Origin of the sequence: Paenibacillus senegalimassiliensis, assembly GCF_001486585.1 — a bacterium.
Classification (GTDB): Bacteria; Bacillota; Bacilli; order Paenibacillales; family Paenibacillaceae; genus Fontibacillus; species Fontibacillus senegalimassiliensis.
The window spans coordinates 431,480-442,984 of record NZ_LN909043.1 but is presented as its reverse complement, the minus strand read 5'-3'; the positions used below and the strand labels follow the sequence as shown (position 1 = coordinate 442,984).

General features: G+C 49.6%; 12 protein-coding genes and 1 other annotated feature (1 of these 13 running past the window's edge). All 12 genes read right to left on the bottom strand.

The features are described 5' to 3' along the window. Window positions 1-383: 383 nt before the first annotated feature. The 12 genes from BN3279_RS05800 to rplU all read right to left on the bottom strand — a co-directional run bounded on the left by BN3279_RS05800 (window position 384) and on the right by rplU (window position 11,477). Window positions 384-2,039, bottom strand: a complete 1,656-nt coding sequence (locus BN3279_RS05800) for a LysM peptidoglycan-binding domain-containing protein (RefSeq protein WP_059049666.1) — start codon at window positions 2,037-2,039, stop codon at window positions 384-386. A 167-nt stretch (window positions 2,040-2,206) separates the two neighbouring features. Then, entirely contained in the window at window positions 2,207-3,088 is an 882-nt protein-coding gene (ilvE, locus tag BN3279_RS05795; RefSeq protein WP_059049665.1) for a branched-chain-amino-acid transaminase, read from the bottom strand. Next, on the bottom strand, window positions 3,064-3,987 hold the full coding sequence (pheA, locus tag BN3279_RS05790) for a prephenate dehydratase (RefSeq protein WP_059049664.1): 924 nt from the start codon (window positions 3,985-3,987) through the stop codon (window positions 3,064-3,066). The genes ilvE and pheA overlap by 25 nt, the downstream gene beginning before the upstream one ends. After that, window positions 3,984-4,958 carry a homoserine kinase gene (gene thrB / locus BN3279_RS05785; RefSeq protein ID WP_059049663.1) on the bottom strand — a complete coding sequence of 325 codons (975 nt, stop codon included), beginning with the start codon at window positions 4,956-4,958 and terminating at the stop codon, window positions 3,984-3,986. Before thrB ends, pheA begins: the two co-directional genes overlap by 4 nt. Further along, the gene (gene thrC, locus BN3279_RS05780) at window positions 4,955-6,025 is read right to left on the bottom strand and encodes a threonine synthase (RefSeq protein ID WP_059049662.1); all 1,071 of its coding nucleotides are present in this window, start codon (window positions 6,023-6,025) and stop codon (window positions 4,955-4,957) included. The genes thrB and thrC overlap by 4 nt, the downstream gene beginning before the upstream one ends. A 51-nt stretch (window positions 6,026-6,076) precedes the next feature. After that, the gene (locus tag BN3279_RS05775) at window positions 6,077-7,363 is read right to left on the bottom strand and encodes a homoserine dehydrogenase (protein WP_059049661.1); all 1,287 of its coding nucleotides are present in this window, start codon (window positions 7,361-7,363) and stop codon (window positions 6,077-6,079) included. Between the two features lie 101 nt (window positions 7,364-7,464). Then, the gene (locus BN3279_RS05770) at window positions 7,465-7,902 is read right to left on the bottom strand and encodes an ACT domain-containing protein (RefSeq protein WP_059049660.1); all 438 of its coding nucleotides are present in this window, start codon (window positions 7,900-7,902) and stop codon (window positions 7,465-7,467) included. 371 nt (window positions 7,903-8,273) lie between these two features. Beyond that, window positions 8,274-9,587 carry a GTPase ObgE gene (gene obgE / locus BN3279_RS05765; RefSeq protein ID WP_059049659.1) on the bottom strand — a complete coding sequence of 438 codons (1,314 nt, stop codon included), beginning with the start codon at window positions 9,585-9,587 and terminating at the stop codon, window positions 8,274-8,276. Next, complete coding sequence (locus tag BN3279_RS05760; RefSeq protein WP_059049658.1) at window positions 9,578-10,342, bottom strand: Spo0B domain-containing protein; 765 nt, start codon at window positions 10,340-10,342, stop codon at window positions 9,578-9,580. Before BN3279_RS05760 ends, obgE begins: the two co-directional genes overlap by 10 nt. A 146-nt stretch (window positions 10,343-10,488) precedes the next feature. Then, the gene (gene rpmA / locus BN3279_RS05755; RefSeq protein WP_059049657.1) at window positions 10,489-10,800 is read right to left on the bottom strand and encodes a 50S ribosomal protein L27; all 312 of its coding nucleotides are present in this window, start codon (window positions 10,798-10,800) and stop codon (window positions 10,489-10,491) included. 18 nt (window positions 10,801-10,818) lie between these two features. After that, on the bottom strand, window positions 10,819-11,151 hold the full coding sequence (locus BN3279_RS05750; RefSeq protein ID WP_059049656.1) for a ribosomal-processing cysteine protease Prp: 333 nt from the start codon (window positions 11,149-11,151) through the stop codon (window positions 10,819-10,821). A 14-nt stretch (window positions 11,152-11,165) separates the two neighbouring features. Then, window positions 11,166-11,477, bottom strand: a complete 312-nt coding sequence (gene rplU / locus BN3279_RS05745) for a 50S ribosomal protein L21 (protein WP_018752362.1) — start codon at window positions 11,475-11,477, stop codon at window positions 11,166-11,168. 13 nt (window positions 11,478-11,490) lie between these two features. After that, window positions 11,491-11,505: a sequence feature (ribosomal protein L21 leader region), on the bottom strand; it runs 75 nt beyond the window's last position.

Below are 11,505 nucleotides of genomic sequence, written 5' to 3'. Positions count from 1 at the left end.
AGTGTTTGACTTGCTCATGTAAACTTGCTGACGAGAACTTTCGTTCTCTTTATTTCTTACTCACTCGTTGTTCAGTTTTCAAAGATCAACTTGCTTTTTCTTCATCACCGCGTTTCAGCGGCGACTTAAATAATATAACACGCTGGGTTTTAAATAGCAAGCACTTTTTTTGAAAAGATTTTAATAGCTTGCATTCCCTAAGCACACCCAGATGCTTTTCCCAATTTCCACAAACAGAATAGGTAGATTGGGACATTTAATATATCATAATATTGCAATCTGCTCAAGCGGTTTAGCAGCAAAAAATGCTATATCTCGACTAAAGTATAATTCGAAAAAGCGAGGGCATCCCATGATACCCTCGCTTTACTGGTTGTATCAGCCTAACTGTTAATCCAAGGGTTATGCCGTGTCGAAGCTTTTGTGGAGCGCGAGGTTTGGTTGCGAGACCCAGATGCGTCTCTGCCAGATTTCCCTCGGTTTCCTTTAGCAGAAGCAGCAGGACCTCCCGAGATTTTAACATTCTTCTTCGTCTGCGACTTCGCTTTCCCTGCTGGTTGATGATCCGGCTCTCTCTTTAAGTTACCTTTCAAATTCTCGGAGGCGACATACTCTCCCTTTAAGGGCTTATTGGCGATAGGGGCCTGATTCGCCAGCCCTGCATAGGCCTGGTTATAACCAGGCATCACCGGAGCGTGATTGGCATAGGGATAAGCTGCTGGTTGATACCCTGGCATCACTGCTCCATAAGGGGATACATACCCCGGGCCAGGCTGCCATCCCATAGAATGTGGATAAGCCATATTCCCGTAGGCTTCCGGAGACACATATTGCGGAGAAACATTATATGGACTATACCCATGAACCGGGCTACCCTTCATCTCCTGATAAGCACCTCCCAGATCGGGAGCCTGTGGCAGCGGCGCATTAGCATTTGATATTCCTGGATAGTTGACGTCCATTGCAGGTAATGTTGCGGGTTGTTGCATATAGGGAACATTGTCATAAAATACTGGTTCAGCAGCAACGGGATACTGATAAAAAGGATGGTAGGTTTCAGGCTGATAGGTGTACGGCGTGGACCCTGAGCAACCACAAGGAGATGGTGCATACCCCATTGCAGGGAGCACAGAGGCTGGCTGCTCCATAGCGTAGTGTGGCATCGGCGGATTAGGATAAGAGGACGGATATAGCGATGACTGCGCCACCGGCTCACCCTTCATGGGCCCATATGCATAAGGATTAAATGTGGCTGGCTCGCCTTTCATCGGCATATTGGCATAAGGATTAATCGCCGCAGGTTCGCCCTTCATCGGCATGTTTGCATAGGGATTATATGCAACAGGTTCGCCTTTCATGGCTTCTCCCTTAAGGGCTTCACCTTTAAGCGATTCCCCCTTCATGGGTGCATACTTGACCGGCTCGTATTTTACTGGCTCAAATTTGGCCGTCTCATATTTAATTTGCTCAACCTCAACCTTGATTTCCATGGGCACCTTCTTCGGCGGCTCTACATGGATCGGCTGCTCCTTGGGTTTTTCCTGTACAGGAAGGGTCTTTGGTTTCTCCTCCTTAACCGGCTTGGGTGCGGTCATTTCCGGCTTCACGTCAGTGGGTACCTTCTTGATAGGTGCCGTATTTTTCTTTCCTCCCGCCCCAGGAACAGTTCCTGGATTCTCATGCGAAGCACCACCTCCCGAGCCTCCTGATGCTGACGGAATATTGACGACCTCTCCAATCTTTAGCTTGTTCGGGTCGCTTAATTGCGGATTGGCCGCGATTAGAGCTTGTAAAGGCAATCCCCATGCTTTCGACAATTTGAACAGTGTATCCCCTTGCTTCACAACATGCTTGTAGACATTCCCCGTCTCTCCACCAATCGTTACAGCTACGGCCGGAATTTTCACCTTGTCGCCAATGTTTAATCGGTCCGGGTTTGCCAGTTGCGGATTGGCTTCAATCAGTTTCTGGAGGGGCACGTTATACTTTTTTGACAGTTCAAATAAAGTATCGCCCTGTTTGACAATGTGGATTTTCACGCGATAAAAACCTCCTAGGTTTCTTCTCCGGTACGTGATGTTCGCCCGGGGCCCATTTATTACATCCTATGCAGTTGCCCGGTTTTTGACATCCCGCAAAATAAAAAATCCTATCTCCCTCTCATAATAGAAAGGAAAATAGGATGGATGTAACAGTTAAGCCGGCGTTATTGCCAAACTTTCAGGCCATCTTGATCGACGATTGCCCGGAACTCTTCCAATAGCTTCAGCGTGATTGGCCCAGCGTGACCTTCACCGATAATACGGCCGTCTACTTCACGTACGGCAATAACTTCCGCTGCCGTCCCTGTCAGGAACACTTCATCCGCTACGTAAACATCATGAAGCGTAAATGGCTGCTCTTGAAGACTATAGCCTTTTTGTCGGCAGATCTCCATGATCGCCTGGCGAGTGATGCCGTCCAAAGCACCCAAGTAGCATGGAGGCGTCGTGATAACTCCATTTTTGATGATAAAAATGTTATCCCCTGAGCCCTCAGTGACATAACCTTGTCCATTCAGCATAATGGCTTCTCCCGCACCAGAGAGATTGGATTGAATCTTCACCAATATATTATTGAGGTAATTGAGTGATTTAATCTTTGGATTAAGCGCATCCGGAATGTTCCGCCGTGTCGATACAGACACAGTCTTGAGCCCCGTCTTATAGGCTTCCTCCGAATAAATAGCCAACTGTTCTACAATAATGACCACGGACGCCGTAGGACAGCGATTTGGATCAAGTCCGAGGTTACCCGCCCCGCGAGAGACGATCAAACGGATGTATCCGTCACGCAGTTCATTACGACGCAACGTCTCAACCAACGCATCTTCCATTTCCTGATAAGATAGCGGGATATTCAGCATAATTGACTTGGCCGAATCATATAGGCGGTCTAGGTGCTCTTTGCATTTAAAGATATTTCCATTGTAAATACGAATACCTTCAAAAATCCCATCCCCGTATAAAAAGCCGTGATCGTACACGGAGACCTTTGCTTGATCCTTGGTTACGTATTGTCCATCTAAATAAATCCATTGTTCTGCCATGTCTTTGACACCTCCGCTTTTTGTTCCCCAGGTGGTAAGCTAGGATAACTCCCCAGCACACGCACTTGACATCCTAATGCTTCAATTTCCTTCATTGCCGAACTAAACAAGACAGAATCCAGCGACTCCAGTACGTCCATGATGAAATAGTAATTACCCAATCTTTTCTTGGTTGGACGCGATTCAATCCGGGTCAAATTCAGTTTGCGCCAGGCAAATGCCGACAATACCTGATGCAGCGCGCCTGGGTAATCCTCAGGCAACGTGATCTGCACGCTCGTCTTGCTCTGGGCTCCAGTTGTTGTCCGTACCTCAAACGACTTAGGTCCAATAAGTACAAACCGGGTAAAATTATTATCATGGTCTGTCACCCGGCTAGCCAGGATATCAAGTCCATGCCGCTGTGCCCCAAGTCCTGTACCGATCGCCGTCCAGCCCTGCCCGGGATTGCGCATAACCCATTCTACAGCTTCCGAAGTGCTTCCAACGTGCTCCAGTTCCGCCTGCGGCATATGTGAGCGGATAAACTGCAAGCACTGCGCCATAGCCACTGGATGCGAAAACACCTTGGTCACCTTACTATAATCTACCGCATCAGCATGGTCCGCAGAGATAAACTCTTCTTTCCGGCCGATCAAATTCTGTATAGAAGGATATACCCACTCCACTTGCATCGGAATGTCCACTTCATGGACAAGCCAATCCATATGCAAGCTCACAGAGCCTTCAATGGTATTCTCCATCGGAATGACGCTGTAGTCGCTCTTGCCCGTGGCGGTAGCCAAGAAAACATCGGAAATTTGCTTGAAATGCAGCAACTCCGCCGGTTCGTCGCCAAGCAGGTGCAGCGCCGCTTCATGAGACACCGACCCTGCTGGCAGCAGTGCTATTCGCTTCATGTCCTGACTTCCCCTTTGATGTAATCCCAAAATGAACTTTCCTTATCCATAGTAAGCTCCACAGCCCCATGTGTGCAAGATTTTAACCACATCAACTGTGCCGGAACGCCTTGCTCGCCTAATGTATTTAACAAAAAGTTCTCCAGCCGCTTGCTATCATCCTCAGCACGCTTTGCATCCACCAAGCACAGCAACGTGGGTCCCGCGCCACTTAAGGCTGCTCCAAGTGCTCCGTTACCTGCGGCCTCCGCCAAAATCCGGGCCATGCCGGGAACCAGTGCCGCCCTGTAGGGCTGGTGCAGCCGGTCCTGCATAGCTGCGGATATCAAATCCAGGCGGCCAGCCGACAATGCCGCCGTCAACAACGAAGCTCGGCTGACATTATACACCGCATCCTGCAAGGTAACTTGCTTCGGCAACGCGTCTCGCGCTTTGGAAGTAGACAATTGAAATTCTGGAATAGCCACCAGCACATCCAAATCCTGTGGCGGCTCAATTCGCAGCACATCGGCATGGTTGCCATCCCAGGCTGCCGTAATAATTCCGCCGTAGAGAGAAGCCCCTACATTATCGGGATGCTTCTCCAAAGCGGTTGCCATATCGAACAGTTTCGCTTGATCCAGAGGTTCACCGATCAGCAGATTGGCTGCAAACAGCGCTCCGACGATTGCCGAAGCGCTGCTGCCTAGTCCACGTGTAAGCGGGATGTTGGAGTACATCGAGATTCGAAGCTCCGGTATGGCTACCCCCGCCTCCGTAAATACCAACTGTGCAACCTGATAAATCAAATTGTTCTTGTCCTTCGGCAGACCCTTTAAGTCATCCCCATAAAGGTGAAATTCCGTCTTGTCCGCCGGCTTGAGTTCAAGCCATGAATAGAGAGTTAGCGCCATCCCCAAGGTATCGAATCCCGGTCCAAGATTAGCGGTGCTCGCAGGCACCTTCACCCGGACGCCTTCCCGGCGAATCATGCCTGCGCTCCCCGCAACTTGCTGATGGCCTCCATTACCGCAGCTTCTGTATCCTGTACGACCAGCGGTTCGCTGCCAATACTCTTGATAGCGATATTCGGATCTTTCAGGCCATGGCCAGTCAATACGCATACGACCGTCTCGCCACCTTGGAAATAACCTTCCCGATGCAGCTTGTAGACCCCGGCAATCGAAGCAGCCGAAGCCGGCTCTGCAAAGATACCTTCCTTAGCCGCAATGGTCCGGTAAGCATTCAGAATCTCTTCATCCGTAACATAATTGATTTGTCCGCCGGACTCCTCTGCTGCGGCTACGGCTGTCTTCCAGCTTGCCGGATTGCCGATGCGAATCGCTGTAGCAATCGTTTCCGGTTCAAGGATGCGCTCGCCCTTGACAATAGCCATGGCTCCTTCGGCCTCAAAGCCAACCATCCGTGGTAAGGACGTTGATTTGCCGCGCTCATGATATTCTTTGAATCCTTTCCAGTAAGCCGAGATGTTGCCTGCGTTCCCTACCGGTATAGCCAGCACGTCCGGCGCTTTGCCTAATTGATCGCACACCTCAAAGGCTGCCGTCTTCTGACCTTCAATACGGTAAGGATTGACTGAGTTAACCAGCGTAATCGGATGTTTGGCCGTGATATCACGAACAATCTCCAGAGCGCGGTCAAAATTCCCTTCAATGGCGATAACCTTTGCGCCGTATATCATCGCTTGAGCCAACTTCCCGAGCGCGATATTGTTGTTTGGAATCAGCACGATACAATCAATCCCGGCACGAGCGGCATAAGCTGCTGCGGCTGCCGAGGTATTCCCGGTGGACGCGCACATCACAGTTGTGCTGCCTTCCTCAATAGCTTTGGCAACAGCCATAACCATACCACGGTCCTTAAATGAACCGGTCGGGTTCAGCCCTTCGTATTTAAAATACAGGTCCAGCCCCAACTCCTGCGACAGATTCTCTGCACGAACCAGCGGGGTATTGCCTTCCTGTAGGGTAAGCTTCGGTGTGTTGCTATTGACAGGCAAATATTCCTTGTACGTTTCCAATAGTCCGAGATATCTCATGCGTATGAACTCCTTTTATCTGAAATGTGTATTTCCGTGTCTGATTGAGACTTACCCTTCAACGCGATAGACGCTCTTGATCCGGTGGATGACATCCAGCGACTCGAAATGGTTGATTACCTTCTCCAGGCTAGCCTTGCTGGCACGATGGGTGACAATCATAATCTCGGCACCGGCCAGATTGGTATTTGGCGTCTGAACAACCGAGTCCAGGCTTACCTCATATTCGGCAAATACCTGGGTAATCTGGGCGAGCACCCCCGCCTTGTCATCAACATGCAGCAGCAGGAAGTTCTTGTACGCAACCTGGTCATCGGTTTTCAGCTTTTTCGTTTTGTAAGGAACGATGGCTTTCAGTCCGTTAACCCCAAGCTTGAGGTTCTTGACCACGGCGACCAGATCAGCCACAACTGAGGTTGCCGTTGGCATTTCACCGGCACCAGCACCATAGAACATCGTCTCGCCTACCGCTTCACCATAGACGTAGACGGCATTGAATACCCCATGAACCGCTGCAATAGGATGTGTCTTTTTGACCATGGTCGGCTGTACAGTAATACTGAACTCATCATCTTGCTGTTCTGCAATCCCTAACAGCTTCATCTCGTAGCCAAGCTTCTTGGCGTACAATATGTCTTCCTTCGATACGGAGGAAATCCCCCGCACCTGCACATCGCTCAGCTCCACATTCGTACGGAAGCCCAAGGTGCCAAGAATGGCCATCTTCCGGGCCGCATCCAGTCCTTCCACGTCGGAGGTAGGATCAGATTCGGCATAGCCAAGCTGCTGCGCTTCCTTCAGCACATCCTCATAGGAGGCCCCTTCCTGGCTCATTTTGCTTAAAATATAATTGGTTGTACCGTTCACAATCCCCATAATCCGTACAATTCGGTCCGAGGAAAAACCCTCGATAAGCGTACGGATGATCGGAATACCACCGGCCACACTTGCTTCATAGAATACATCGCATTGATGTTCAAGTGCTTTGGCTAAAATCTCCGAGCCGTAGAGCGCCATCAAATCCTTGTTGGCAGTCACAATATGCTTGCCACGCTCCAGCGCCTCCAATATATATGCCTTGGTCTGCTCAACGCCTCCCATCACCTCGACGATTACATCGATATCCGGATGGCGAATCACTTCCCAAGGGTCCTCCGTCAATTTGCTCGAATCCACATAAATGCTGCGGGATTTCTCTACATTTCTGACGGCAATTTTCTCAATTTGAATCGGCGAACCAACTTGACTTGCCAGGTCCTCCTGATGGCCTTCCAAAATACGGACGACTCCGGTTCCCACCGTACCCAGTCCAAGCAAACCCACCTTTACAGGCTTCACTGCTGTCCCCTCCTCATATCCAAGTGCGGGTATGTTTCCCTCTTGGTGTTTGTTTCTATATTTCTTCTCATAATTCCGATCCACCTATTTACCAACCATGGTCAGCCTTGACCCACAATTTGCGTTCGGCGTACCCCAGGAACACTTTGCAGCGATTGCAGCATTTCATCCAGTTCTTCCGTTAGTCTGGAGGTTTCTACAGAAATGACCACATTAGCCTTCCCCTGCAAGGGAATGCTCTGATTAATCGTCAGCACATTCCCTCCCGAACCAGCAATTAAGGCGAGCACCTTCGACAATATGCCGGAGCGATGCTCCAAATCAAAGGAAATGGTCACAATGCTCTCCCGTTCGATTTGGTTCAGTTGATGTATGCCATCCTTGTATTTATAAAAGGCACTTCGGCTTAATCCCACCTGTGCCACAGCCTCATGGACTGTTCTGGCTTCACCCGCTGCCAGCAACTGCTTCACCTGGAGTGTCTTCACTACCGCTTCAGGCAAAATGTCCTCTCGTACCAAATAATAATGCTCTTTCACAATCGTCCGCTCCTTAGAGACTTTTGTTTTCATATAGTGGACATTATAACGGAAAGATGAGCATCCGGCAATGGTTTTTGCCCTATCTGTAAATGCATGTTCAAAAAGTCGGGTTTTTAGGACCAAGAAGGTTGGATAAAGCTAGGGACTGAGTAGCGGAGCTAAACGTTTTCGGAGAAAACGACTTCGGAAGCATCGGTACGTGAGCAACTTAAATGTTTCTGCAAGAAACATACTACGGAAGCCTATGCTTGGCCCGGCTGAATTCAAGATTCGATGTCGAATTAACTCCTCGAACAGCTTCGTCCTGAGAAGACGACTTTTTGAACAACCTCTATAACAAGAAAAGCACCCTATAGGTGCTCCTCCTGTTAATAATAGTAACTACTGCCCTCTACAAATTCGAATTCGAAATCGCCGATCCGAACCGGAGTGCCGTCTTTGGCGCCCCGTTTGCGTAGTTCCTCATCGACTCCCATATGTCGCAATGTCCGAGCCAACTTCAGGATGGCATCATGTGAATTCAACTGCATCCGTTTCATCATGCGTTCAATTTTTACACTCTCAACCACAAATGTCTCGTTCTCACGCTTGATCGTGAAGCTGTCGTCCACGTCCTGTTCCAACTTGTATACCTTGCGTTCCGGAATCTCAGTCACTTCTTCAATGGCCAGAGCTTCAGGAATTTGATCAAGCAAATCAGCAACACGGTACAAGAGCTCTTGCACGCCTTGCCGAGTTAAAGAGGAGATAGGCATGATCTCCAAATCACCACGCACTTTGGCAACTTCCTCCCGGAATTTCTCCAGATGCTCGGCAGATTCAGGCATGTCCATTTTATTAGCAGCCACGATCTGCGGACGATTCTCCAGATCGGCATTGTATTGTCTAAGCTCATCATTGATCTTCTGCCAGTCGTCAAAAGGATCGCGTCCTTCCGATCCGGCCATGTCCACCACGTGGATAATCAGGCGGGTACGCTCCACATGCCGCAGGAATTCATGTCCCAGGCCTACGCCTTCATGAGCTCCTTCAATCAGACCCGGCAAATCGGCCATGACAAAGTTACGGCCTTCTCCTACTTCAACTACGCCCAGATTCGGGGTAATCGTCGTAAAATGATAGGCGCCGATCTTCGGGGTAGCTGCCGATACGACCGACAGCAACGTTGATTTCCCAACGCTAGGGAAGCCTACGAGACCCACGTCAGCCATAACCTTCAGTTCGAGCACAACCCAGCGCTCCTGGCCTTCCTCGCCATGCTCGGCCAATTCAGGTGCCGTATTATTGGGCGTTGCAAAACGGGTGTTGCCACGACCTCCGCGACCTCCGCGGGCAATAGTGACCTGTTGTCCGTGACGGGTCAAATCGGCAAGCACTTCCTGCGTATCATCATCGATTACGATCGTTCCCGGAGGAACCCTTACGATCATGTTCTCGGCGTTCGCGCCATGCTGGCTCTTATTACGCCCCTTCACGCCGCGCTCTGCTTTGAAATGCCGTTGATAACGGAAATCCATCAGCGTTCTCAAGCCCTCATCCACGCGAAAGATCACGTCACCACCTTTACCGCCATCCCCACCGGCAGGTCCACCTTCCGGCACGTACTTCTCGCGGCGAAAGGCAACGATTCCATCGCCTCCGTCGCCGCCCTTAACATAAATCTTAGCTTTATCTACAAACATGCATTCACCTCATTCATTTTTCCGCAAGCCATTCGCAGTCTCAGGGAGCTATACTCCGAATCCAATTGCTCGGCACGAATCCGTCCCGCCGTCATCCATCCGCCCATATGCTGCCCAAGCAGTTCACGATTTCCCGCTGTGCCCAATTGATCAAACCGGACGACAACCTCTTCGTCCTCAAGGTACAAGAGCATCTTGAGCTGTAAGGTCTCGCCCCAGGAAGAACGGCCGCTGTACTGAAATGCCCGTACCGTTTCCATAATCGCCTCTGTCAGTTCCTCCGCATCCGCTTCCGTCAATAAAGTCCCCAATTGCAGGTCATCCGCAATGTCAACCTCCAATTGTACAGAACTATTCACCTCACGGAAGGATTGCAGATAAAACACCAGGGACGGAATGCCAAGCCGGGAAATTTTGCTCTCCACAGCCATGCGTCCTTTTATTCTTTCCACGCAGTCAACCAGTTTATCAATTTTCCGCAATTGGATATATCCGTATAAAATCTGCAAGTCGTTCATCCAATCGTGCCGATGATGACCTAATGTTGCTGTGGCCGTACGTTGCACCGATGCCAGCAGTTGCTTGCGCTCGGTTGCGGCCTGCTTGCGAATATGTCTGACATAGGCCCAAAATGCGATAAGCAGGCTCCCAAATAACAAGACCTGTCCTATCGGCGATCTCAGATAATACACAATAGCCAGGCAGACTAGTGCCAATAGCACAAACATCGCCCGCACCATGAACCGATGTTTCATATTTTCCCCGTTCCTCTAACAAATTGATCAGGTTATTGACCCCGATATCACTACCAAGTATAGCATAAACCTGTCTGAATATCGCTCTCGTCATTCAAAAAAAGAAAGCCCCGGCACCAAAAGTGCCAGGGCTTTCGTATAAGCTCTTAAGCTTCGACTGCAGCCGCTACTGGAGCGACTTCCACAGGGTAGACGCTCACTTTTTTGCGATCGCGACCCCAACGCTCGAATTTCACAACGCCGTCAACTTTCGCGAACAACGTGTCATCCGAACCGATACCTACGTTCGTGCCTGGATGAATCTTCGTACCACGTTGACGAACAAGGATACTTCCGCCTGTAACCGTTTGACCGTCAGCACGTTTCACGCCAAGGCGCTTCGCGATGCTGTCACGTCCGTTCTTTGTGGAACCTACACCCTTCTTGGATGCGAATAACTGGAGATCCAATTTCAACATTGTAGTCTACCTCCTTCTTCAAATATTTAATTCCTCTATCTGAATATACTTACCGTATGATTCTTGAATACCCTTCAGCATAACAACAAGTGAGGCAAGCAGCAATTGCGCTTGTTCTTCAGCTTCAGACCGAACATCCCGCGGAAGACTCGCGCTTAAAAAGCCGTTCTTCATGCTGGAGTCCATCACAATTCCCGTCAACATCTCAATCGAGTTAACCGTACCTACGGTAACCGCTGATACGCCAGCGCACACAATGTCCTCACCAGCCTTGGCATAGCCCGCATGGCCTTCAACCTTGAAACCTGAAATGCTGTTATCTGCAAGGCGCAATATGGAAACGATAATCAAATTACCGCACCTTCTTACGCTTGGATTTTCTCGATAGTTACTTTTGTGTATGGTTGACGATGACCTTGTTTCTTGTGGTAGTTCTTCTTCGGCTTGTATTTGTAAACGATAACCTTTTGGCCTTTGCCGTGTTTTTCGACTTTCGCCGTTACACTTGCGCCGGATACCAATGGAGCTCCCGTTACCAAACCTTCGCCTTTGGATACTGCCAATACACGGTCGAACGTCACGCTAGTGCCGTCTTCTGCGTTCAATTTCTCGATGTAAAGTACATCGCCTTCTTGAACACGGTATTGCTTACCGCCAGTTTCAATGATTGCGTACATTTGCTTGCACCTCCTCATGTCTCAGACT

Bases quoted from the DNA above. Each gene is read 5' to 3' on its own strand.
- BN3279_RS05760 (WP_059049658.1), bottom strand. From the start codon at position 10,342: ATGAAACATCGGTTCATGGTGCGGGCGATGTTTGTGCTATTGGCACTA.
- thrC (WP_059049662.1), bottom strand. From the start codon at position 6,025: ATGAGATATCTCGGACTATTGGAAACGTACAAGGAATATTTGCCTGTC.
- ilvE (WP_059049665.1), bottom strand. From the start codon at position 3,088: ATGGCAGAACAATGGATTTATTTAGATGGACAATACGTAACCAAGGAT.
- obgE (WP_059049659.1), bottom strand. From the start codon at position 9,587: ATGTTTGTAGATAAAGCTAAGATTTATGTTAAGGGCGGCGACGGAGGC.
- thrB (WP_059049663.1), bottom strand. From the start codon at position 4,958: ATGATTCGCCGGGAAGGCGTCCGGGTGAAGGTGCCTGCGAGCACCGCT.
- rplU (WP_018752362.1), bottom strand. From the start codon at position 11,477: ATGTACGCAATCATTGAAACTGGCGGTAAGCAATACCGTGTTCAAGAA.
- rpmA (WP_059049657.1), bottom strand. From the start codon at position 10,800: ATGTTGAAATTGGATCTCCAGTTATTCGCATCCAAGAAGGGTGTAGGT.
- pheA (WP_059049664.1), bottom strand. From the start codon at position 3,987: ATGAAGCGAATAGCACTGCTGCCAGCAGGGTCGGTGTCTCATGAAGCG.